Origin of the sequence: Silvimonas amylolytica (assembly GCF_014645555.1) — a bacterium.
GTDB classification, from domain to species: Bacteria; Pseudomonadota; Gammaproteobacteria; order Burkholderiales; family Chitinibacteraceae; genus Silvimonas; species Silvimonas amylolytica.
This window is the reverse complement of record NZ_BMLY01000002.1, coordinates 160909-184640: the sequence shown is the minus strand read 5'-3', so window position 1 is coordinate 184640 and position 23732 is coordinate 160909. Positions and strand designations below refer to the sequence as shown.

Annotated in this window: 21 protein-coding genes; 7 read left to right on the top strand and 14 right to left on the bottom strand. The window is 58.0% G+C overall.

Annotated elements, in window-relative coordinates; genetic code table 11:
- Positions 1-156: 156 nt before the first annotated feature.
- Positions 157-2589, bottom strand: coding sequence for a DNA topoisomerase (ATP-hydrolyzing) subunit B (gene gyrB, locus IEX44_RS07040; protein ID WP_188690969.1), 2433 nt, complete (start codon positions 2587-2589; stop codon positions 157-159).
- A gap of 80 nt (positions 2590-2669) precedes the next feature.
- The gene (gene dnaN / locus IEX44_RS07035; protein WP_188690965.1) at positions 2670-3776 is read right to left on the bottom strand and encodes a DNA polymerase III subunit beta; all 1107 of its coding nucleotides are present in this window, start codon (positions 3774-3776) and stop codon (positions 2670-2672) included.
- A gap of 298 nt (positions 3777-4074) precedes the next feature.
- Between dnaN and aceK the strand changes: the two genes are divergently transcribed.
- The gene (gene aceK, locus IEX44_RS07030) at positions 4075-5847 is read left to right on the top strand and encodes a bifunctional isocitrate dehydrogenase kinase/phosphatase (protein WP_188690962.1); all 1773 of its coding nucleotides are present in this window, start codon (positions 4075-4077) and stop codon (positions 5845-5847) included.
- Here the strand turns inward: aceK and IEX44_RS07025 are convergent.
- Complete coding sequence (locus IEX44_RS07025) at positions 5844-6941, bottom strand: hypothetical protein (protein WP_188690959.1); 1098 nt, start codon at positions 6939-6941, stop codon at positions 5844-5846. The genes aceK and IEX44_RS07025 overlap by 4 nt on opposite strands.
- 195 nt (positions 6942-7136) lie before the next feature.
- Positions 7137-8858 carry an LTA synthase family protein gene (locus IEX44_RS07020; RefSeq protein ID WP_188690956.1) on the bottom strand — a complete coding sequence of 574 codons (1722 nt, stop codon included), beginning with the start codon at positions 8856-8858 and terminating at the stop codon, positions 7137-7139.
- 389 nt (positions 8859-9247) lie between these two features.
- On the opposite strand from IEX44_RS07020, the gene IEX44_RS07015 reads away from it, so the two are divergent.
- A complete protein-coding gene (locus tag IEX44_RS07015) occupies positions 9248-10594 on the top strand; it encodes an MFS transporter (RefSeq protein ID WP_188690951.1) in 1347 nt (448 codons plus the stop codon).
- A 67-nt stretch (positions 10595-10661) separates the two neighbouring features.
- On the opposite strand, the gene IEX44_RS07010 is transcribed toward IEX44_RS07015, so the two are convergent.
- On the bottom strand, positions 10662-11054 hold the full coding sequence (locus IEX44_RS07010; protein ID WP_188690948.1) for an OsmC family protein: 393 nt from the start codon (positions 11052-11054) through the stop codon (positions 10662-10664).
- Positions 11055-11270: 216 nt separating this feature from the next.
- Here IEX44_RS07010 and IEX44_RS21165 point away from each other — a divergent pair, with 216 nt between their 5' ends.
- Complete coding sequence (locus tag IEX44_RS21165; protein ID WP_268238882.1) at positions 11271-11405, top strand: hypothetical protein; 135 nt, start codon at positions 11271-11273, stop codon at positions 11403-11405.
- A 60-nt stretch (positions 11406-11465) separates the two neighbouring features.
- Here IEX44_RS21165 and IEX44_RS07005 read toward each other — a convergent pair whose 3' ends face one another.
- Together IEX44_RS07005 and IEX44_RS07000 are read right to left on the bottom strand one after the other, a co-directional pair.
- Positions 11466-11915 (bottom strand): SRPBCC family protein, encoded by a 450-nt coding sequence (locus IEX44_RS07005; protein WP_229678809.1) that lies wholly within the window; start codon positions 11913-11915, stop codon positions 11466-11468.
- The gene (locus tag IEX44_RS07000; RefSeq protein WP_188690945.1) at positions 11912-12235 is read right to left on the bottom strand and encodes an ArsR/SmtB family transcription factor; all 324 of its coding nucleotides are present in this window, start codon (positions 12233-12235) and stop codon (positions 11912-11914) included. The genes IEX44_RS07005 and IEX44_RS07000 overlap by 4 nt, the downstream gene beginning before the upstream one ends.
- Before the next feature lie 156 nt (positions 12236-12391).
- On the opposite strand from IEX44_RS07000, the gene IEX44_RS06995 reads away from it, so the two are divergent.
- Positions 12392-12979, top strand: a complete 588-nt coding sequence (locus IEX44_RS06995; protein ID WP_188690942.1) for a DUF2239 family protein — start codon at positions 12392-12394, stop codon at positions 12977-12979.
- A gap of 49 nt (positions 12980-13028) precedes the next feature.
- Positions 13029-13649 carry an FUSC family protein gene (locus IEX44_RS06990; protein WP_188690938.1) on the top strand — a complete coding sequence of 207 codons (621 nt, stop codon included), beginning with the start codon at positions 13029-13031 and terminating at the stop codon, positions 13647-13649.
- A gap of 15 nt (positions 13650-13664) precedes the next feature.
- Here the strand turns inward: IEX44_RS06990 and IEX44_RS06985 are convergent, their stop codons facing one another.
- Positions 13665-14672, bottom strand: a complete 1008-nt coding sequence (locus tag IEX44_RS06985; protein ID WP_188690935.1) for an aldo/keto reductase — start codon at positions 14670-14672, stop codon at positions 13665-13667.
- Positions 14673-14826: 154 nt separating this feature from the next.
- Here IEX44_RS06985 and IEX44_RS06980 point away from each other — a divergent pair, with 154 nt between their 5' ends.
- Both IEX44_RS06980 and IEX44_RS06975 read left to right on the top strand, forming a co-directional pair.
- On the top strand, positions 14827-15768 hold the full coding sequence (locus tag IEX44_RS06980) for a LysR family transcriptional regulator (protein WP_188690932.1): 942 nt from the start codon (positions 14827-14829) through the stop codon (positions 15766-15768).
- A 63-nt stretch (positions 15769-15831) separates the two neighbouring features.
- Positions 15832-17763, top strand: coding sequence for a methyl-accepting chemotaxis protein (locus IEX44_RS06975; RefSeq protein ID WP_188690930.1), 1932 nt, complete (start codon positions 15832-15834; stop codon positions 17761-17763).
- Between the two features lie 90 nt (positions 17764-17853).
- On the opposite strand, the gene rsfS is transcribed toward IEX44_RS06975, so the two are convergent.
- The 6 genes from rsfS to IEX44_RS06945 form a co-directional block, all read right to left on the bottom strand.
- Positions 17854-18225, bottom strand: coding sequence for a ribosome silencing factor (gene rsfS, locus IEX44_RS06970; protein ID WP_188690927.1), 372 nt, complete (start codon positions 18223-18225; stop codon positions 17854-17856).
- Positions 18226-18301: 76 nt separating this feature from the next.
- Entirely contained in the window at positions 18302-18955 is a 654-nt protein-coding gene (nadD, locus tag IEX44_RS06965) for a nicotinate-nucleotide adenylyltransferase (protein WP_188690924.1), read from the bottom strand.
- The gene (locus IEX44_RS06960) at positions 18952-20208 is read right to left on the bottom strand and encodes a glutamate-5-semialdehyde dehydrogenase (RefSeq protein ID WP_188690921.1); all 1257 of its coding nucleotides are present in this window, start codon (positions 20206-20208) and stop codon (positions 18952-18954) included. The genes nadD and IEX44_RS06960 overlap by 4 nt, the downstream gene beginning before the upstream one ends.
- A gap of 72 nt (positions 20209-20280) precedes the next feature.
- Positions 20281-21072 (bottom strand): trypsin-like serine peptidase, encoded by a 792-nt coding sequence (locus IEX44_RS06955; RefSeq protein WP_188690918.1) that lies wholly within the window; start codon positions 21070-21072, stop codon positions 20281-20283.
- 138 nt (positions 21073-21210) lie between these two features.
- On the bottom strand, positions 21211-22035 hold the full coding sequence (locus IEX44_RS06950; RefSeq protein ID WP_188690916.1) for a hypothetical protein: 825 nt from the start codon (positions 22033-22035) through the stop codon (positions 21211-21213).
- A 248-nt stretch (positions 22036-22283) separates the two neighbouring features.
- Positions 22284-23678, bottom strand: a complete 1395-nt coding sequence (locus IEX44_RS06945) for an ATP-binding protein (RefSeq protein WP_188690914.1) — start codon at positions 23676-23678, stop codon at positions 22284-22286.
- Positions 23679-23732: the final 54 nt, after the last annotated feature.

Sequence of the window (23732 nt, the reverse complement as noted above, 5' to 3'; positions counted from 1 at the left end):
GGGTTTCTTCCAAATGCATCGGCTCTGGTGCTTTTGACAGCGGCAGGAGCACAATCGGGCACCAGAAAAAAGGGCACCCTTCCTTAGCGGAGTGGTGCCCTTTTTCTGGTAAGCGGCTAAGCAACTCGTGTCACAAATTGCTTTTCGCTTCAAACATCAAATATCAATATTCCGTGCTACCAGCGCGTTCTGCTCAATGAAGTGGCGGCGTGGTTCTACCTGGTCGCCCATCAATGTAGTGAACACTTCATCGGCCGCAATGGCGTCTTCCACGCTGACTTTCAGCAGGCGGCGGACAGTGATGTCCATGGTGGTTTCCCACAGCTGTTCCGGGTTCATTTCGCCCAGGCCTTTGTAGCGCTGGATGGTGACGTTGCGGCGTACGTCGTTCAGCATCCAGTCCAGGCCTTCCTTGAAGTTGCTGATGGCCATTTCGTTATCGCCACGGCGCACTTTGGCACCCGTTGTGATCAGCCCGGAGAGCATATCGCCGGTCTTCTTCAGTTGGGCGTAATCACCAGACAGGACGAAGTCTTCGTCGATGTACTGGATGGTCACAACGCCGTGCATATGCCGTTCGATCTTCAGGACACTGCCCGCGTCTTCCATCGGCGTTGCTTTGATGGTGAACGCTGCGCTGTTCAGTTGCTGGATCAGGCGCGTGGCCGAGTCTTCTGCAGCAGCGTGGCTAGAGAGGTCCATCGGGCCACAGTACAGCAGCGCGTTCAGGATCATCGGGTCGACGAAGCGGCTGCAACGCTGCATGACGGCAGACGTCACCAGGTACTGGCGGGCCAGGCTTTCCAGTTGTTCCTGGGCAATGGCTGGCAGGTCGGTGCCTGGTATGACTTCGGCGCCATTCACGGCCAGTTTCAAGAGGTACTGATCCAGTTCCTGATCGTCCTTCAGGTACGCTTCGCTCTTGCCACGCGCGGCACGGTACAGCGGCGGCTGGGCAATGTAGATGTAGCCGCGCTCGACCAGTTCTGGCAGTTGACGGTAGAAGAAGGTCAGCAGCAGGGTGCGGATGTGCGAGCCGTCCACGTCGGCATCGGTCATGATGATGATGCGGTGGTAGCGCAGTTTCTCGATGTTGAAATCGTCTTTACCAATACCGCAACCCAGTGCGGTGATCAGTGTGCCGACTTCCTGGCTGGAGAGCATTTTGTCAAAGCGTGCACGTTCCACGTTCAGGATCTTGCCCTTCAGCGGCAAGATGGCCTGGAATTTGCGGTCACGGCCTTGCTTGGCAGAGCCGCCGGCGGAATCACCCTCGACGAGGTAGATTTCAGACAGCGCCGGGTCACGTTCCTGGCAGTCGGCCAGTTTTCCGGGCAGGCCAATGCCATCAAGCACGCCTTTGCGGCGGGTCAGGTCGCGTGCTTTGCGGGCGGCTTCACGGGCGCGGGCCGCTTCAACGATCTTGCCCGAGATGATCTTGGCATCGTTCGGGTTTTCCAGCAAAAAGTCAGCCAGCATCTGGCCGATGACTTCTTGCACAACCGGGCTGATTTCGCTGGAAACCAGCTTGTCTTTGGTCTGGCTGCTGAACTTCGGGTCTGGCAGCTTCACGCTCAGCACGCAGGTCAGACCTTCACGCATATCGTCGCCACTGGTTTCAATCTTGGCTTTCTTGGCGATCTCGTTCTGGTCAATGTAGCTGTTCAGCGTACGGGTCAGCGCGGCACGCAGGGCCGACAAGTGCGTACCACCATCCCGCTGTGGGATGTTGTTGGTAAAGCACTGAACAGTCTCTTGATAGGAGTCGTTCCACTGCATGGAAACTTCCACCGACATGCCATCACGCTCGCCCGAGGCATGGAAAATATGCGGGTGCAGAACTGTCTTGTTGCGGTTCATGAACTCCACAAAGCCGCGCACGCCACCGGCGTAGGCAAAGTTTTCTTCTTTGCCGGTGCGGCGGTCGATCAGCGTAATGCCGACGCCGTTGTTCAGGAACGAGAGTTCACGAATCCGCTTGGCGAGGATTTCGTAATGAAATTCGATCAGGCCAAAGGTTTCAACCGACGCAAAGAAGTGCACTTCCGTGCCACGTTTGTCGGTATCGCCAACAACCTTGAGCGGTTCTACAGCAACGCCTTGCCGGAACTCCATGCTGTGCACATGGCCGTCACGGCGAATAGTCAGACGCAGCCAGTCAGACAGCGCGTTGACCACAGAAACACCCACGCCGTGCAGACCGCCAGAAACCTTGTAGCTGTTCTGGTCAAACTTGCCGCCAGCGTGCAGTTCGGTCATGACGATTTCAGCGGCGGAGCGCTTGAATTCGTCATCTTCCTTGATGGCGGTGGGGATGCCACGACCGTTGTCTTCAATGCTGATGGAGTTATCAGCATGGATGATGACGCGAATGGTGTCGCAATGGCCGGCCAGCGCCTCGTCAATTGCGTTGTCCAGAACTTCAAACACCATGTGGTGCAGGCCGGTACCGTCGCCGGTGTCGCCGATATACATGCCCGGACGTTTGCGTACCGCTTCCAGACCCTTGAGGATCTTGATGCTGTCGGCGCCATATTCCTGGCTGCCGGCGGGGTTTTGCGGGTGTTGCGGGTCGATGTTTTCACTCATGAGAATGCTTGTTCCTGGACTGCAAGAAAAGACGAAAGGCCGGGAAGCCCCAGCCTGACGGTGATTTCAATGGACTGAACTTAAATGCGCATTGGCATCACGATGTACTTGAAGTGTTCGTTGTCAGGGATGTTCACCAGCACGCTGGAGGTCACATCGCCAAACACGAAGTCGAGGGTTTCTACCTGGAGGTTGGTCAGGACATCCAGCAGATACTGGATGTTAAAACCGATATCCAGCGGCGCGCCGGTATAGTCGATTTCGACTTCTTCCTGCGCTTCTTCCTGTTCGTTGTTGTTGCACAGGATGCGGATGGTGTTATCGGTCAGCACCAGACGCACGCCACGGAATTTCTCGTTAGAGAGAATGGCCGCGCGTTGCAGGGCAGACAGCAGGGTCTGGCGTTCAATTTTCAGGAATTTGTCGTTATTTTGCGGGATAACGCGCTGATAGTCCGGGAACTTGCCGTCAACTACCTTGGTGTGGATCACGATGTTGCCAAAGGCAAAACGGACCTGATTACTGGCGATGTCGATGGTGACTTCGTCATCCGATTCAGCCAGCAGTTTGTACAGTTCAAGGATGGTCTTGCGCGGCAGAATCACTTCGTTCTTGTCGAAGCTGGCATCCAGTTCCGCAGAAGCAAATGACAGGCGATGACCATCGGTGGCGACCAGCTTGAGGAGGTTGCCATCCGTTACAAAGAACAAACCGTTGAGATAGTAACGGATGTCTTGATGCGCCATTGCAAACTGCACGCGGCCCAGCAAGGCCTTCAACTGGCCTTGCGGCATGCGGATGGTGGCACGCAGGTTGTTGTCTACCGCCAGGGTCGGGAAATCGCCCGCCGGCAGGGTTTGCAACTGAAAACGGCTCTTGCCGGCTTTCAGCGTCAGGCGGCCTTCGTTGTCTTCAAATGTGACCACGGCGCGGTCCGGAATGGCGCGCAGGATGTCAGAGAGTTTTTTGGCCGACACAGTAATGGCGAAGTCTTCGCCGGAGAACCCTTCGCTTTGCTCACTGGAGATCTGGATTTCCAGATCCGTGCCGGTAAATGCCAGGGAATCGCCCTGTTTGCGGATCAACACATTAGAGAGGATCGGCAGCGTATGGCGGCGCTCGACGATACCGGTCACGGTGGCGAGCGGCTTCAGCAGGGCATCACGTTCGGCTTGCAACAAGGGCATGGCTACAGGTCCGCAAAAGTGGGTTCAAATAGAGAAAGATTTTACCCGAAAACGGGCCTCAAGACACGCATTAGCTACCTTTGCCGGGCTGGCATCTTTGCCAGCGGCCAAGGAGAGGGCGCAAGCGGCGGGTTAGCGTGCTGAAAGTGGCTGCAAGCGCTGGCCAGACAGTTGCCGGCCGGCGCTTCAAACACGCCATTGCGGGTTTGCCCCCATCGTCTGACGCAGTGCAGCACGTTAATTTCGATTCTGACCGGTTGCCGCTCTACACTGGATTGAACGCTGCGTTGGAGGATGTATGGGACATCAGGAACAAGCTGTCAGCACGGCCTATGGCAACGGTGAAGCCTTGAGCCTGGCGCGCGCCATTCTGGATGGTTTTGATTGCCATTACCGCTTGTTCCGGGAATGTAGCCAAAGCGCCAAAGGCTATTTTGAGGCGGGCGACACCCACGCGCAGCGCGAAACCGTAAAACGGCGAATTGCTTTTTACGATATGCGCGTAGATGAAGCGGTCGAGCGCATCCTCAAGGAATTCAATCCAGATAGTCTGCCCGACGAAGTCTGGGCGCGGGCCAAGACGCAATACATCAGCTTGCTGGTGAATCATAAACAGCCGGAACTGGCCGAGACGTTTTTCAACTCGGTGTGCTGTCGCATCTTGCATCGCACGTATTTTCACAACGATTTCATTTTCTATCGACCGGCTGTTTCTACCGAATACATCGAGGCGTGGGAACCGCAGGTTTATCGCACCTATTACCCCACGCGCACCTGGCTGGAAGACACCGTCGAGCGCATTTTGACGGACTTTGATTTCACCCTGCCGTTTGAAGATCTCAAGCGCGATGTGCGCTACATCCTGCGTGCTGCCCATGCGCACATGGGGCAGTGGCCAAAACTGTCTTTCAATGCGCAGATTCAAGTCATGGCATCCCCGTTTTACCGTGGCAAGACGGCCTACATCATCGGCCGGGTCATCAACGGTGACCTGGATCTGCCTTTTGCACTGCCGCTGTTTCGTAACGAGTCTGGCGAGTTGTACGTGGATGCCGCGCTGTTCAACCACTATCACATCCGCCACCTGTTCAGTCTGTCCCGTGCGTATTTCCTCGTGGATATGGAAGTGCCCTCGGCGACGGTCCACTTCTTGCATCAGGTTCTGCCGGATTGTTCGCGCGCCGAGTTGTACACCATGCTGGGTCTGGGCAAGCAAGGTAAAACCATGTTTTACCGCGAGTTGTTCCACCATCTTCGCCATTCCAGCGACCGTTTTACCATCGCGCCGGGTATCAAAGGCATGGTGATGATCGTGTTTACGCTGCCCTCGTTCCCATTTGTGTTCAAGGTGATCAAGGACATCATCCCGCCGCCCAAAGAGGTAGACCGCAAACTGGTGCGCGCCAAGTACCAGATGGTGAAACAGCATGACCGTGTGGGCCGTATGGCTGACTCCTGGGAGTTCTCCAACGTCGCCCTGCCGCGGGACCGCTGTGATCCGGAATTATTGAGTGAACTGGCGACGCTGGCGCCATCCATGTATGAGGAAGACGGTGATACGGTGGTCATCCGCCATTTGTACATTGAGCGCCGCATGATGCCGCTGAACATCTTGCTGGACCAAAGCCAGGGCCAGATCGTGGAAGACGTGATCCGCGATTACGGCAATGCGCTGCGCGAACTGGCCATTGCCAACATCTTCCCCGGTGACATGCTGTTCAAGAACTTCGGCATCACCCGCGCCGGCCGCGTGGTGTTCTACGACTACGACGAAATCGAATACATGACCGACTGCGATTTCCGTCGTATTCCGCCACCGCTGGCGCCGGAATACGAACTCTCGGGCGAGGCCTGGTACACCGGCCACAAGAACGAGGTCTACCCGGAAGAGTTCGGCACGTTCCTGCTCACCCGCCCGGACATGCGCGCGGCGTTCATGAAATACCACGCTGACTTGTTAAGCCCGGAATTCTGGCAGCAAACCAAAGCGCGGATCGGGCGCGGGATTGTGGAGGACTTCTTCCCGTATCCGCAGGACACGCGGTTCAAAGTGCGGTTTGGCGGCGCCTAGTCTGGCGCAGAGGCCATGCGCAACAGGGTATCCGTGGTGCCATAGCGGTTGGTCACACGCTGGACCTCGATTGCGGCCGCCCCTGGCCTGTAAATACCTTCCTGGAGGCTGCAAGCGTCAACGGTCTGCCCGGTGACCGGGTCGTTGACGGTCAGCAAAACTGGACAATGTTTGGCCGAACTGATCGATGGGTGAGCCAGCCAGACTGTGGTCACGCCAGGTGTTTCCAGGGCCGCCTGACGCTGACCAAAATAAGTCAGCACAAAAGTGGCTACGAAGGCCAGAAACACGAATGTAACGCTGATCCAGACAACCGTACCGGGCTCTGCTAACAGGTCTGCGTCTTTGCCTGGAACAACCAGCATCCACCAGGCCAGTACAAGGCCGCTCCACGCCAGTAACAAGAACCGGGTCGTTAGCGGTGCAAGTGGTCCATGTACATCCGGCAGGGTATCGCGGATGCCGGGACTCACCCATAGCACGACCCCGAAGCAACCAACAGCCACAGCGGCGGTCAGCACGCCGGCAAGTAAACCGCGCTCCAGTCGCGGCGGGCTTTGATATGGCTGGGTTGCCGGGAAATGTGCTTGCAGCCACTGCTTGAGTCTCCCCTGATGTTCATCACGCCATCCTCTGTTTGGGAAGGCTGGCAGATGCAGGGTGAAGTGACGAAAACACAGCTTCAAGCTGAAAAACGGGCCGCTTTTGGTTTCTCCGTTGACCGCCAGCACCGAAGGGGCGAGACGAAAACGCCATGTGCACAAACCTAGCACCAGGGTTCCGTCGGAACATATGCGCAGGTGACGCGCTGAAGCGCCGCGCCAGATCCAGTAGCTGAGGGACGCGCCTGTCACTGCAAACATGATGGCTGGCATGATGTATTGCGTCCATTGGGAGGTGCCGTGAGCGAAAAGCAGCTCGCGTAGCATCAGGCCTGGGCCGAACAGGGTAAGACACGCCAGTATGACGCCGATCACCCAGGGTTGGTCACTGGATGACTGCCAGCTTAGTGTGAGGGAATCACTGGTCGTGATGAGTTTGGGATAGGCACTGCCAGATTCAGGGGTACTGTCTGCTTGCAAAGACGTGGACATGTCTATGACAGGGGCACGCGCACAACGCGGAGAGAAGACAATGTCATGCTGCGCTTCTCTCGATCGCATTGCAGCAAATCAGCCAGCGTTGTTGCTTTTGTGGCATGGCCGATCGCCTCTTCGGCCCATCAACAAAAAAGGGATGCATCAAGCATCCCTTTTTTCGCCACGGGTATATCACCGGGGGCAGGCCCCTCAAAACAACCGCTCTGCATACAGCGCCGTGGGGAAGGTCGCGTCCCAGCCATGTTCGCCGTAGGGATAACCCTTCATGTCATCGCAAACGCGTGCCAGGGTGCCGAAGAACCGCCCCTGGTTGTCGGTGGTTTGCGCCAGTTGGGCTGACATGCACAGGAGCGGTTTGCCGGCCATGTTGCTGGCGACATCAGATGCCAGCGTTTTTTGCTTGCCGGTGTATTTGACCAGAACCGGAATGCTGCCGCGTTCGCCCATTTGTTCCGGGCTCATGCGCGGTACGAAGCGGAAGTCTTCGTTGCGGGCACCGACGGTGGAGAACTGGTGGTTATCCAGTACGCCATCGTGGTTGAACACGGCGGTCAGGCCGGGTTTGTGGTCACCAAAGACCACGACCATCACCGGGCGTTTACGCTTGGCGGCGGCTTTTTGCAGGGCGACGACGAAGCGCTGCATGTCGGCGATGGATTTATCCAGGCGCGCGCGGTAATCGGCTTCGCCGTTGTCATCATTGGCGCCGACGTACTTGCCATGGGTCATGACGGTGGCCATGAACATCATGGTTTTTTGTTTTTTCGGGCTCTGGTTGTAGAGCGTCAGTACCTTGTCGAACAACAGGGTGTCGTCTGGCCAGCCTTCTTCGTCCCAGTTCATTTCATCGACAAAGTGCGTCTCGTCAAAACCGAACTTCGGGTAAATGATGTTGCGCTTCCAGAAGGTCGAGTAGTAATCGTGCAGCCCGTAAGTGTGATAACCCTCTTTGCGGAAGTGGCTGACGATGGTGTGGGCGTCGTTGCGATACTGGTTGGCGAAGGTCTGGTAATCGACACCCGGAAAGACCTTGCTCGACAAGCCCGTCAGCACTTCAAATTCGGCTTCGGCCGTGCCGCCACCGTACACGGGGCTGACCATGTGGGTGAGCGCAAATCCGTTATCGTCCCTGAGGCGCAATACCGCAGTGGGGAAACGGTTGTCTTCGGTAGTGAAGCAGGACTCACACAAGATGACAAAGACGTCCGGATCGGTCGCGTCAAACTGGCGCAGCGGTGCGGTGGCATAGAAATTGTGCGGGCCATGTTTCGGTGGCGGCACTGTTTCGCCGTTCAGGTACAAGTGACCCAGTACGCCATTGGTGCGGGCGTTTTCGCGGAAATTGTATGAGAGATATTCGGTATGCAGTGCGTTGGTCAGCGGCAGCGTCAAGTAATCATCCAGCCGCGCGGGGTTATCCATGCGCACATAGAACATGCCCGGCAGGATCAGCGCAGGCAACAAGCGCCAGGACAGTAAGCGTGGATGACGATAAAGGCCATAACCGATCGCCAGGACGGTCATGGTGATATACGCGACCAGGTGCCAGTCGGCATAACCGGTGAGCGCAGCACCTTGTGAGACTTCAAACAGATCACGCGTCAGTAGCGGCTCGCCCGTCGCGTCTTCTTTGATCCAGCTGCCGTTCAGCAACGCCCCTTCCAGGCCGATGGTGGCGGCGACAGCAGACCAGCGCTCCAGAAAGGCGAAGAAAAACAAGAACAACAAGACCTGAAACAGCACGCGTGGCGCGTCCCACACGGTGTCGACCAGCAAGCGCCCGACGATTAGCAGCACAAACGGCGCGACGGGGCTGAATTTCTTCCAGGCAGGCGCAACCCACGCCGGCAAAGACGGCTGCAGTTTGCGGAATCCAATGTCCGCAAGGGCGGCGGGGGTAAGCAATTTCATGATTCAGTCGTTCAGCACGGCAGGATGAACGGCAAGGTAAAACGAGCGACCATAGCCGTGATCCCGATGTAAGCAAACGTGAATTTTGACAATTTTATGACCGGCTTGCCGAAAGACTGACCAGTGGCAATACAGGTTCCCCGCCTTGCAGGTTTTTTTTACGGTCCTTATCATCGGTTGCAGCTTATCCAGCCGCAAACGCAATCCGGTTCGAGACCGGGCCCGTTGCCCATCCGCAGCCCGCCTGAGTCATCTGCGCTCATCGCCGCCATGTCGTCCGCCCGTTTGCCCTTCATACATACCGCCAGGCATGGGGAAGGAATGCGGCCGTCACAAGCATCGGGCATTTCCTCGTCATGGTTCTGGTTAAAAAATACAGAGAGCAATCCATGACGACTCATGCAGCCCAGCCGCCGGCCAATTCGACGGCGCGCGTTGCGGTAGCCAGTTTTATTGGCACCGCCATCGAATTTTTTGATTTCTATATCTTTGCCACGGCCGCCGCGCTGATCATTGGCCCGACGTTTTTCCCCAAAGAATCTGCCACAGCACAATCGCTCAATGCATTTGTCACCTTCGGCATCGCGTTTCTGGCGCGTCCGGTGGGCTCGGCCTTGTTTGGTCACTTTGGCGACCGCATCGGGCGTAAATCCACGTTGGTGGCGTCGTTGCTAGTGATGGGGGTCTCGACCACGCTGATTGGTTTCTTGCCCAGTTATGACAGCATTGGCGTTGCCGCGCCGATCATCCTGTGCGTGCTGCGTTTTGGTCAGGGGATCGGCCTTGGGGGCGAATGGGGCGGTGCGGCGTTGCTGGCGACTGAAAACGCGCCGGCGGGCAAACGCGCCTGGTTTGGCATGTTTCCGCAAATGGGGCCGTCGATTGGCTTTTTGTTTGCCAACGGTTTGTTCTTTGGCCTGGCTGTCTTGTTAACAGACGACCAGTTCAAAAGCTGGGGCTGGCGCGTCCCGTTCATTTTCAGCGCTGCGCTGGTGATGGTGGGCTTGTATGTGCGCCTGAAACTGCACGAGACACCCATCTTTGCCCAGGCGCTGCAACGCAACGAGCGTGCGCGCGTGCCGTTGTTCGAGACCCTCTCCAATCACCTTGTTCCCGTACTGCAAGGCGCGTTCTCGATGGTGGTGTGTTATGCGCTGTTTTATATCTCGACCGTGTTTTCGCTCTCGTACGGTGTGAGCAAGCTGCATTTCACCAAGCCCGAATTCCTGGCCATGCTGTGTTTTGCCGTGTTGTTCATGGCGCTGGGGACACCGCTATCGGCTTGGGCGAGCGATAAATGGGGGCGCCGCCCGGTACTGCTGCTGGGTACCGCGCTGGCCATGCTGTCCGGCTTCACCATGGCACCGTTGCTGGGTGGTGGCACGACAGTCAGCGTGGGGTTGTTCCTCGTGATCGAACTGTTCCTGATGGGTTTCACCTTCGGGCCCATGGGGGCGCTGCTGCCAGAGATCTTCCCCACCCGCGTACGCTATACCGGCGCCTCGATCGCTTATAACGTGGGTGGCATTATTGGTGCCTCGATTGCGCCGTTCATTGCGCAGATTCTGGTCGAAAAGGGCGGTCTGGCCTGGGTGGGCGGTTATGTCTCGGTGGCCGCGCTGTTGAGCTTTCTGGCTGTCTTGTCGATGCGTGAAACGCGGTCTGCGGATCTGGTCAGCGCCGGTCAAAGTGCCGCGAATGATGACTCGGCTGCGCCGGTGGCCCAACGCATCTGATCTCAGAGGCTAAGGCAAAAAAAGCGGCATGGTGATCCATGCCGCTTTTTGTCTGGAGACGGGCCGACTAACCTGCCAGCTCCGTCTTGATGTCGAATTGCCCGCTCAGGGTTTTGTGGACCGGGCATTTCTCCGCTACACGCAACAAATCGGCGCGGGCGGCGTCATCTAGCGCGCCACCCAGTGTGATATGGCGCTTCATGTGATACACGCCGCCTTCCTCTTCGTGAGTGATTTCCACCCGGATGCTGTCCAGCGGGTAATTGCGGCGCTTGGCATACAACTGCAAGGTCAGCGAGGTGCATGCGCCCAGCGCGGAATCCAGCAACTCATGTGGATCTGGTGCGCCCGGTGCGCCGCCGCTGGCTGCGCCCATATCCGCAGTCCATTGCGCAGTGCCGTTGCTGAGTTGGGTGATGGTGGCCTGGCTGGCCGCTTGCCATGTCACGTGGATGGTCATGTTGGCTCCTTGAACCGGTCAAAAGGGCAATGTGCTCAGTGTAGAACAGCCGGAGAGACCACTGGCCCGGTCTGCGGCCAGAATCAGCGCTACCTCGATCACGGAAGCACGCATGCTTGAACGGCAAGTCTGGCGCAACTTTGTGGCGGTGACATTTAGCGTCGCGGTGGTTGGCATTGGGGCCACTTTGCCGCTGACAGCCCTGCGCTGACAGGCATGGCCATGCAGCATTGGGGGGATCAGGCCATGGTGGGGGTGTTGTTGCTGGTCGCCCTGGGTTTTGTGATGGTCGCGCTGATCGGGCGCTCGCCCCGGCAGCCTTTTGCGAGGATGAGCGCACGGGAACACTGAACGCTTGAAGCAAAACAGCCGGAGCGCGTCGCCCCGGCTGCATGGTTTGCTGGCGGCGTATCAACCCGCCGTAGCCAGCACACCTTCCAGCTTGGTGAGGAAAGACTGCCAGCCCCAGTTGGCACCTTGCAGGTTGCGGTCTTCGTGTGGCTTGAAGCCGCTTTGTTCCATGCGCAGCAGGACACCCCCCTCTGTGGGCGTCAGGGTGAAGGTCACGATGGTGCTGATGCCGGTAGCCGCTTCTTCGCCAGAGGCACACCACGTGTAGGCCAGTTTCCTGGGCGCTTCTACCGTCAGTACTTCGCAATCGGTTACGCCGTTCCAGCCCGGCATCGCGGGCATACGGAACGTAAAGCGGTGGCCGACCACGGGTTCAAAGTCGTTGCTCATCAACCATTCTTCGATCAGCGGGCCTTGAGTGAGCGCGCGCCAGACTTTATCAGGCGAATGCGCGAAGGCGCGCTCCACCACCACAGAACGCAAGGCCAGATCGGTATTGGGCATGTTCATTGGTCCATCCTCTTCAAAAGGTCATCAAGACGATCAAAACGGTCTGGCCAGAAGGCGTTGTAAAAGCGCATCCAGTCGACCAAAGGGTTGAGCGCCGCAGGCTGGGCGCTGTAATGCGTCTGGCGACCGTCGCGCCGCTCACTGACCAGCCCGGCTTCCTTGAGAATGGCCAGATGTTTGGAAACCGCCGGTTGTGAAACGCCCGCCTGATCAGTCAGTGTGCGGACGTTTTGCTCGCCATCGCGGCACAGGCGTTCGTACACGGCGCGCCGGGTCGGGTCGGCCAAAGCGCGAAAGAGGGTGTCGGTGGTGGTATCCATACGCAAATCATAACCATTTGGTTATCAATTGCAAGGTGTGTGTGTGGTGACTTCATATATCCAACCGAATAACGGCATTTTACCCGGATGATATTGACTAGATAATTTTATCCGGGTAAATTTGTTTCATTCCATCCGATCAGATTGAGAACCACCATGACTCATCCCATTCATTGCACGGCCTTTGTCGGGCATCGGCGGATTGCTTCTGGTTTATTGCGTGACGTTGCGATCGCGATCAAAGAAAGCGGCGCTGAAGCAGCGACAGAGCCTTTGCTGGTATTTGACGACATCACCGCGCGTCCGGTTGAACTGGATTTGCGTGGTACGGCTGCAGAGATCGCCGCCCGTATCGTTGAAGGCACCGCCATGCCGGAAAGCACCGAAGAGACAGATGCGCCGCGTGGCCGTGGCCGTCCCAAACTCGGTGTGGTTGCGCGTGAGGTCACCTTGTTGCCGCGACATTGGGAGTGGCTGAACAGCCAGCCAGGCGGTGCCTCGGTTGTGCTGCGCAAACTGGTAGATGCCGCACGTCACGCCAGTGCCGCACCAGATCGCCGTCGTCATGCGCAAGAAGTGTGCTACCGGTTTATCTCTGCCCTGGCGGGTAACCTGGCGGGGTTTGAAGAAGTGTCTCGCGCTTTGTTCGCACCAGATCAGGCCCGCTTTGAAACGTTGATCGCCGCCTGGCCGCAAGATGTGCGTGAATACGCCACAAAACTGGCTGAGGGCGTCTGGGCCTGAAACGGTCTACGCTGATGAGGTCAGCCTTTGAGAATCGCCGTGCCCCGCCATGCTGCAGATCGACCGTGAGAACCTGCATCACCATGTAGACCGCGCCAATTTTGTCGTCCGCTGTGCCGCGTCGGCAACGCTGGCGTGGTATGCGGCTGTATTGTTGCAGTCGCCGCATCCGGTTTGGGCTTCCATGTCGGCGCTGATTGTCTCGCAGGAAAACATCCGCGCGACGCGGACCTCTATCCAGGGCCGCATTCTGGGCACCGTGCTGGGGGCGCTGGTCGCCCTGGCTGCCAACCTGGCTGGCAGTACATGGCAGATCGCCGTACCGGTACAACTGGCCGTGGCGGTGGGTATTTGCGCTGTGATTGCCATGGGCAGACCGGCGATCCGTGTCTGCTTGTGGACTTGTCCGCTCGTGTTGCTGACCACAACCAGCGCCGAGTCACCGTTCCTCACGGCGGTTTACCGGACGGCTGAAGTGCTGATTGGCGTGATCATCGGCGGCGTATTGCACCTGGCCGAAGCCAGTGTAATGACCTGGCTACGTTTAGGCCGATATCGGCAGGTGGAGGAGCAGCCAGAGTTTCCTGGCCGCTTGCTGCACGCCCATCAGCAGGGCGTGCAACAGCATCGGCAAGATGTGGCGCGCATGCTCAGCCAGTCTGACGACTAGCCGGGCGCCTGTTGATCAAGCATGTCCGCGTTTTTCGCTGTCCATGTGCGCCATTTGTGCTGGCTGATAGCGTTCGCCTGCCGCAGCATCGGGTGGAATGGCTTGCTCGATCCGGGCCAGATCAGCCGCACTCAACGTGACATTCAGCGCGCCCAGCGCCTCCGTCAGCCGGGTACGGGAACGAGCGCCGATCAGCGGCACAACGTCGTCGCCGCGTGACATCACCCAGGCAATGGCCAGTTGTGCCACCGTTACGCCCTGAGTGTCGGCGATGCTGCGCAGCGTGTCGACCAGGGCCAGATTGTGGGTGAGGTTGTCTCCACTGAAGCGCGGCGCTGTGCTGCGAAAATCCCCTTTGCCCAATGCGCGTTCTTGCGTCCAGTGACCGCTGATCAAACCACGAGACAGCACACCATATGCCGTGATGCCGATGCCCAGTTCGCGGCAAGTGGGCAAAATGTCGGCTTCCAGCGAGCGCGAGATCAGCGAGTACTCAATCTGCAAGTCACTGATGGGGGCAATGGCGGCAGCCCGGCGAATGGTATCGGCACCGACCTCAGACAAACCGACGTGGCGCACATACCCTTCTTCGATCAGCCGGCTGATGGCGCCGACCGTGTCTTCGATCGGTACGTTCGGGTCCAGTCGGGCCGGACGATAGATGTCGATGTAATCCACGCCAAGTCGCTTGAGGGTGTATGCCACAAAGTTGCGGACGGCGGCGGGTCGGGCGTCGTAGCCGCTCCAGCCATTTGCTGGATCACGCAGCGCACCGAATTTCACGCTGATCTGCACTTGATCCCGGTTTTTTCCCTTGAGCGCTCGGCCGATCAGCATCTCGTTATGGCCCATGCCGTAAAAGTCGCCGGTATCAAGCAGCACCATGCCGGCATCCATTGCCGCATGAATGGTGGCGATACCTTCCTCTTCATCTGCCGGGCCATACATTCCCGACATGCCCATGCAGCCCAGACCCAGGGCAGACGTGGCGGGGCCGGTTTTTCCAAGTTGTCGCTGTTGCATCTTCAGACTCCAGTAGTGAGATGAATGGCCATGCCTGGTATGGCTGGTGGATGCACAGCATTGTGATTGACCGTATGCCCCGGATAAAGCTGGCCCATATGGATTTATTATACGAAGCAGACTAACAATCAAATCGTGATACCCGGAGCCGGAAATGGATCGCATCGAAGCCATGCAAGTCTTTCTCAAAGTGGCCGAGTTCAGCAGTTTCAGCAAGGCCGCAGACGTACTGCACCTGCCGCGCGCGACGGTCAGTAACGCCATCCAGCAACTGGAAAAACGTCTCGGTGCGCAGTTATTCCAGCGCACCACACGGCGGGTCAGCCTGACCCAGGAGGGGCTGCTGTACCAGGAGCGCTGTACCCGCCTTGTGGCCGAACTGGAAGAAACCGATAACCTGTTTACCGGGGCCGCGCGCAGCCCGAGTGGCGTCGTGCAAGTCGACTTGCCCGAACGGATGGCCCGGCTGGAGATCATTCCACGGTTACCCGCGTTTTTTGCGCGTTATCCAGACATTCAACTGCGCTTTGGTGCGAATGACCGCTTTGTTGACCTGGTGGGTGAGGGCGTGGATTGCGCCGTGCGGGTGGGTGCGTTGCCTGATTCAACACTGATGGCGCGGCGGGTGGGCGCCATGGAACAAATCAACTGCGCCTCGCCGGATTACCTGGCGCGGTACGGCGTGCCGCAGACGCTGGGGGATCTGGAACATCATCTGGCGGTGAACTTTCATTCCAGCCGGTTGGGACGTGATCTGGACTGGGAGTACACCCACAAAGATGAAACCCGGCTGATCCGCATGAAAAGCCAGATCTCCGTGACCAGTTCAGAGGCGTATATGGCTTGCTGCCTTGCCGGGCTGGGCCTCGTGCAGGTGCCACGTAATGGCGCGGAAGCACTGCTGGCCAGTGGCCAGTTGCAAGAGGTGTTACCGCAATACCGCGCCGCGCCGCTACCGGTTTCTGTGGTCTATGCTCAAAACCGGAGGCTTTCAGCAAGGGTGCGCGTGTTTGTCGACTGGGTGGTTGAAGTGCTTCAGGGCAACCCCGGTCCAAGTTCACCGTTGGTCGGAGTGATGAATGGTGCTGACACGTAATCAGCATTCATTTGGCATAATTCGGCCCGAACAGAATATGCTGATATAACAAGGAAAATTGTCATGCTGCACACCTTGCAGGGGCGCGTTGCGGCGGCGATCGCCGTCATCCTGCTGCCCGTCATTCTTGGCGGAGCCATGTTGTTTGCCCTCAACGAGAGCAATCGCGTCCACGACGAGACAGATCAACTGGCTCAACAAGCGCTGGATAACTCGGTAGATCAGCTCAAGCTGACCAACGACCAGATGAAAGCGCGGGTTGATGCCGCCATGAAACTCTTGAAGGCGCGCGGTCTGGCGCTGGGCCAGCCGGCCAGCGGTGCAGCTGTGGCGGTCAAAGACAAAAACCCGCCCGACTTGCTGCTGGGCAGCGCGTCACAAGCCAATCACTTCGAACTGGTCGATGGCGTGCTCGACATCATGGGTGGGACCGCCACCTTGTTCTCGCGCGCGGGTGATGACTTTGTACGTGTCTCTACCAACGTCAAGAAAGAGGGCAACCGTGCCATTGGCACAGTGCTTGATCCCAAGGGCCGCGCCATTGCGGCCATTCGCCAGGGGCAGCCGTTCTACGGTCAGGTGGATATTCTGGGCAACCCCTATATCACCGGTTATGAACCCATCCGCGATGCTGCCAACAATGTGATCGGCATCTGGTACGTCGGCTACAAAGTGGACCTCTCGCCGCTGCAGGCCACGGTGGGCCGTATTCATCTGCTGCAAAGTGGTTTTGTCGCGGTTGTGGATGACAAGGGCAAGGTACGCTTTCATTCCGGTAGTGTGGATGACAGTACTGCACAAAGCCTGATCGACAATGCGCCTGCGGGTTGGGCGCATGTTGAGCAACCCTTTGAAGACTGGAAGTTCAAAGCGGTCGCCATGTGGCCGGAATCTGAAGTCAACCAGATTGCCCGTCAGCGCGCGCTGGTGATCGGTATCAGTGCGGTGGTGGTGGCCGTATTGCTGCTGATTGTGCTGCTGGCGCTGTTGCGACATCTGGTGCTCAAGCCACTGGGGGGCGAGCCCGCGGACGCTGTACGCGCGGCACAAGCCATTGCCGATGGGGATCTGGCGTTTCCGCTGCATCTGGGTGGTGCCTCCCGGGACAGCATGATGGTGGCGATCGGCCGTATGCGTGATGCCCTGCGAGCCATGATCGAGGAAATCCAGGCGGAAGCGCGCGGCGTGAATGAAATCGCCGGGCGTTTTAACGTCACTTCAAAGCAGATTGCCGAAGGCTCTGCCCGCCAGTCTGATGCCACAACGACCATGGCCGCTGCGCTGGAAGAATTGACCGTCAGCGTGAGCCATATTTCATCCAGCGCGCAGACTTCGCTGGATCACACGGCCGAAAGCGCCAACCTGAGCCGTCAGGGCGAGCAAGTGATTGCCCGTACCGTCACGGAAATCCAGGGGATTGCGGAACAGGTCGATGAAACCGCGCGCGTGATCGCGGCGACCGTGGAGAAAACCGTGGCAATCGCCAGTGTGGTGCAGGTGATTCGTGAAGTGGCGGACCAGACCAACCTGCTGGCACTGAATGCGGCCATTGAAGCCGCGCGCGCGGGTGAGCAAGGACGCGGTTTTGCTGTCGTGGCTGATGAAGTACGCAAGTTGGCAGAACGTACCGCCCAATCGACGACTGAAATCAGCCAGACCATTTCTGCCGTGCAGGAAAGTGCGGCAGAGACCACGCGGAATATCGGGGCGACGCAAACGCGTGTGGCCCAGGGTGTAGAGCTGGCAAATCAGGCGGGTGATGCGATTCGCCGCATTGAAGAAGCATCAGGTGAAGTCCTGCGGGTGAGTCAGGAAATCACCGTGGCCCTGCGCGAGCAAAGCCAGGCCAGCAACGATATTGCGGCCAATGTGGAGCGTGTGACGCAGATGATCGTGCAGAACGAGTCGGCCTCTCGCGATGCGGCCGCTGAGGCGCAAGAAATGCACCAGGTGGCCAGCAATCTTAACAGCACGTTATCGCGCTTCAGGCTTTGATTTAAAGGCTGCAACAGAACAAGGGGCTGCCAGAACGGCGCCCCCGAAAGTCAAAAGACCGGCACAGGCCGGTCTTTTGTTTTGCTCATCTCACACCGCGGACCAGCTTTTGCCCAGCGGGTTGAAGGTCGGCTTCTGGCCGCCCCACAGTTGTTCGAGATCGTAATAGTCACGCACGGCCGGCAGCATCACATGCACGACCAGCGAGCCGGCGTCGACCAACACCCATTCGCCGGAGTCTTCGCCTTCGGTGCTGACAATCTCAAAACCTTTGGCCTTGAGTTCAACACTGACGTTGTTAGCCAGAGCGCGAACCTGGCGGTTGGATTCGCCGGTAGCGACGATCATGCAATCAAAAAGATCGGTGAGCTGCGTGGTATCAAGAACCAGAATTTCCTTGCCCTTGATGTCTTCCAGTGCCGCTACGGCGACATCGCGCATCTGCTGTATGTGTTCGTTCATGCATCCATATCCTGCGGTGGCCGACGGTGCGTTGGAGCTGGCATTTCCAGCATCGCGTGCGGCGGCACGAGCCGCTTCAAGTTAGGTAAAGCCCGGATCGCCCAATGGCTTGTGCGACCGGAGTCAGGCCGCTAACGTCTTCCCCGTGCGCGAGTTTGTCGCGCAGTTCAGTTGACGAGAACGGCATGAGCGGAGTGGGCAGGATGCTGATCCTGCCCTTGCCCAGCGCAGCAGGCTGCGCCGGGACTGCGCGGTGGTTGAGTTCCCGCGCGAGTTCTTCAGAAAGTGTAGTCCAATCGTAGCCGGGTCGCGCCGCGATCACCATGTGACCGCACTCCAGCAAATCGCGCCAGCGCTGCCAGGTGGCCAGGTGATGGAACGAATCGCCACCCACCAGCCACACCAGCAACGCATCAGGCTGTTCCTGCTGTAACTCGGCCAATGTATCTACCGTATAACAGTAGCCGTCGCGGCGCACCTCCCGGTCGTCGGCTGTCAGGCCGGGCTCGCCTGCAATGGCCGCGCGTACCCAGTCAAACCGCTGCTGCGGTGATACCGGTGGCACGGCTCGGTGCGGTGGCAGACCGGTGGGAATCAGCCGGACTTCAGGCAGCGCAAACGTATCGCGCAGCGCCCGGGCCAGAATCAGGTGCCCGTTGTGGACTGGATCAAAGGTGCCGCCGAAAACGCCGAGCGTTTGCGACGGCACAGCTAGATCTGCATTGCTCAAGCCCGGACTTCCCCGTTGCCGAGCACAATCCACTTTTCACTGGTCAGACCTTCCAGGCCAACCGGACCACGCGCGTGGATCTTGTCGGTGGAAATACCGATTTCGGCGCCCAGCCCATACTCGAAACCATCCGCAAAGCGGGTCGAGGCGTTGACCATGACTGAACTTGAATCTACTTCGCGCAAAAAGCGGCGCGCTTTGGTGTAGTTCTCGGTCACGATGGCATCGGTATGGTGCGAGCCCCATGTGTTGATGTGATCGATGGCCATGTCCAGATCCGCAACGATACGGATCGAGAGGATCGGGGCCAGGTATTCGGTACGCCAGTCTTCTTCGGTCGCCGGTATGGCATCAGGCAGGAGGTCGCGCGTGGCCGCACAGCCGCGTAACTCGACACCTTTGCTGCGATAAATGTCGGCCAGCGGCAACAGCGTACGTTGGGCGGCATTGGCGTGCACCAGCAGCGTTTCCATGGTGTTGCAGGGCGCGTAACGATGCGTTTTGGCGTTATCGGCAATGCGGATTGCTTTGTCGGTATCGGCTTCATCATCGATATAGACGTGACAGATGCCATCCAGATGCTTGATGACCGGCACACGCGCATCTTTGGAAATACGCTCGATCAGACCCTTGCCACCGCGCGGCACAATGACGTCGACAAACTCGGTCATGGTGATGAGTTCGCCCACGGCGGCGCGGTCGGGGGTTTCGATAATCTGTACAGCGGCTTCGGGCAAACCGGCTTCGGCCAGACCGGCTTTCACCAGTTGGGCAATCGCCTGGTTGCAGTGGAATGCCTCGCGGCCGCCACGCAAAATGGTGGCATTGCCAGACTTGATGCACAGGCCCGCGGCATCGGCCGTCACGTTGGGACGGGCTTCATAAATAATGCCAACGACGCCCAGGGGCACACGCATTTTGCCAACCTGAATGCCGCTGGGGCGGAACTTGAAATCGCCCATCTCGCCAATCGGATCACGCAATGAAGCGATCTGACGCAGGCCTTCGGCCATGCTGGCAATGGTTTTCTCAGTCAGTTGCAGACGATCCAGCAGCGCTGGTTCAAGGCCGTCGGCACGGGCTTGTTCCATATCGCGCGCATTGGCGGCCAGCAGGTCTTTCGCGTTGAGTTCGATCCCTGCGGCAATGGCCAGTAATGCGGCATCTTTGGCGCGAGTCTCGGCTTTGGCCATCGCCCGACTGGCGAGGCGTGCCTTGCGACCCACTTCCTGCATATATGCCTGAATGTCCATCTTCTGCCTGAAAATCAAAGAAATAGCATGTCATTGTAGCGAATTGGCATGCGGCTGTCGTGTTCCGGCGTCTTAACGCGCGGGCAACTCCGGCAGCTGCAATGTGGTTACGCCAATATTGTCGACGTCGTCACGTGCCTCATAAGGCGGAGCTGAGCTTTGTACGGCAATCAGCAACGGACCTTGTGGGGTGTCGACCCAAAGCGGAGAGCCAGAGTCGCCTTCCAGCGTGTCGCAGCGGTGGAAAACAGTATTGTCGGCGCTCAGCGCAGTGATTTTGCAGCGTAAATGGGCGGCCATGATGTCATCCTGGTCTTCCGGATAACCGGCCTGACTAACCACGTTGCGTGCTTTGGCCAGAATCTGCTGCAACTGGCTGCGGTTACCGGTAAACATATTCATGGGCTTGGGCGCATCGCCTTCGACCAGCTTCACGCGGATGATAGCGATGTCGTACTGACGCGCTTTTTTGGTGATGTACACACCGTCTTTGCGGCGATCCAGCCCGGCTTTGAATTGCGGATTGAAGATCTGGCTCAGTACGCGATATTTGGCGGTGTATTGGCCGTTGTCGTAGGCCGTCATGAACCACTCACCCTGGTCCATGCTTTTGCCTGCCATCCAGAAGCAATGGGCTGCGGTGACTGCGGTATCGGGGCTGATGAGCGTGGCCGTGCAGTCATACTGATGTTGCGTACGCATCACGCCAATCGCCGAGAAAGTGGGTGCAAATGGCGTATGAATCATGACGCGATCGTCATGACCGAAGAACATGATCTTGTGTTGTGCGGCTTCGCTGGGTTCAGCGTGAGCTACTTGCAAACAGGCCAGCAGCAATGCCAGCGCGGAGAAAAACCGTTTCATGTGCGGTATCAGCAAAGTCGGGAAGAGACGTGGACGCAGCCGTCGGGAGGTTGGTTCCCGTTTGCCTGCAAGATTGACACGATAAAACAAAAACGGGGACCGAAGTCCCCGTTTTTGTTGGCAGTGCTTTGCTGTTGATTAGGCAGCGGAAGCAGCGGATGCCTTCTTGTGCTTCTTGGACTGAGCCTTTTGAGCAGCAGAGGCAGCGGATGCCTTGTGCTTCTTGGCTTGAGCCTTTTGAGCAGCGGAAGCAGCAGAAGCCTTAGCCTTCTTGGCTTGAGCCTTCTGAGCAGCAGAAGCAGCGGAAGCCTTGTGCTTCTTGGCTTGAGCCTTTTGAGCAGCGGAAGCAGCAGAAGCCTTAGCCTTCTTGGTTTGAGCCTTCTGAGCAGCAGAAGCAGCGGAAGCCTTGTGCTTCTTGGCTTGAGCCTTTTGAGCAGCGGAAGCAGCAGAAGCCTTAGCCTTCTTGGCTTGAGCCTTCTGTGCAGCGGAAGCAGCGGAAGCCTTCACTTTCTTGGCTTGGGCCTTTTGAGCTGCGGAAGCGGCGGATGCCTTGTGCTTCTTGGCTTGAGCCTTTTGTGCAGCGGAAGCAGCGGAAGCCTTAGCCTTCTTGGCTTGAGCCTTCTGAGCAGCGGAAGCAGCGGAAGCCTTCACTTTCTTGGCTTGGGCCTTTTGAGCGGCGGAAGCGGCGGATGCCTTGTGCTTCTTGGCTTGGGCCTTTTGAGCTGCGGAAGCGGCGGATGCCTTGTGCTTCTTGGCTTGAGCTTTTTGTGCGGTGGAAGCAGCGGAAGCCTTGTGCTTCTTCGCTTGAGCCTTCTGCGCTGCGGAAGCGGCAGAAGCCTTCTTGTGAGCGTGCTTCTCAACCTTCACCGACTTCACGGTGGAAGCCGGGGCGTCAGCAGCAACGCCGAAAGCGGCGGCGCCGGCGAACATCGCTGCAACGAGCGTAGCGACCAACTTGTTCATGGTAATTCTCCAACGTTTTTAAGAGATGCGGGACACGTTCTTGTCGTGTTGGAGTGGATTATTAGGAATTGCCTGAGGCGGGTCAGTGCGGGGATGGTTGCGTGTTGTAACTGAATGTACTTCGGTGGTGCGTTAACCGCTCTTTTTGTTATTTACCGCACCGCATCAGGGCATGCTGATGCACTGTAAGCCCTTGGAATTAAAGGGTTAGCGGGCCGTCTGCCATGAGTGATGGCTGGCCCGCTGTTTTACAGCCTGTTGGCATCCTTCAAGGTGGTCGGCCAGTACAACAATGCGCGTGCGCCGCCCATCGGTGAGGTTTCAATCCGCAAATTGCCGCCATGGCCATGCATCACCATGGCCACAATGGCCAACCCAAGGCCATAACCACCGGTGCTACGGTTGCGGCTGCTTTCCAGTCGTTCGAACGGTTGCATCAGCCGTTCGCGCTCGGATTCCGGAATCCCCGGGCCGTTGTCGTCGACCATCAACCGTGCCACACCATCGGACCAGGACAACACGACCTGGATCTTGCCACCGCCATAACGTTTGGCGTTGCTGATCAAATTGGAAAGCACGCGCGAAAGATAATAGCTGTCTGCGTTCATGAGCGGCGCCTTGAGGCCGGTTGTGTTTTCCAGCGGAATGACTGTGCCGCCCACGGACAACTCGGACAGTTGTCGCTCCAGCCACGGCATGATTTCCAGTGGCTGGATTTCCAACTGCATTTGGGAGCGTTCCAGCTTGCGCAAAGTGAGCCATTCTTCAACCAGCTGGTCGATCTGTTCCAGATCACGCTCCATCCCACTGGTCTGGGCGTCGGCTGGTGCACCTGCTTTGAGCGCTTCCAGCCGATATCTGAGCCGCGCCAGCGGCGTGCGCAAGTCGTGAGAGATGGCGTCAATCATTTGCTGGCGGCTGGCAGTCAGTTCCTGCACGTCGTGCGCCATCCGGTTGAAGGTGGAACCCAAAGAAGATAGTGGCGAGTTTTCTGATAACTCGGCGCGGACCTGGAAATCCCCGCTTCCCATTTTGCGACTCTGGCGAACCATGGTGCGCAAGTCCCGGTAGAACGGGCGCATCCAGAGCCAGGTGGGAATACCCAGCGCCGCGCACATTAACAACAAACCCAGGATATCTGGCCAGGAGATGTTGTCCAGCCGGTTCAGATACGGCACCGGCCCCAGTACCACAATCAGCTGCGTATCCGGAATACGGTGCAGATAGATGTCTTCATCTTCCAGCAAGATGATGTCGCCATCAGCCAGTGCCTTGCGGTTTGGGGGGCTGAGCGTGTAGGCATCCAGTTGCTCGATCTCTACCGGGACGGGCAGTTTGCCGCGCATGCGGCTGATTTCGCTGTGCCAGATTGACTGTGGCAGATCACCCAGTTCGTCTTCCACAATGCTGATGGTGGTCTGGAAAATGTCAGTCAGGTAATGCTGGTTGATGCGTTCGATCATGTGCTTGTACAAGCTGCCAATGATGAGCGCGGATGCCAGGAAACACAGCACAACCGTCAGGTAGAACCGCAGGAACAGTTGCCGCATGGCAAAGCCATCGGGCAGGGCCCGCCGGGAGCGGCGCACCACCACCACAGCACGGCGGTAAAGGGTGCGGAAAATTCGTGATGGCTTGCGCATCCCTTGTTCCAGTTCCTGTTGCGGTCAGATTCCCACCCTGATTGGGCAGGCGTT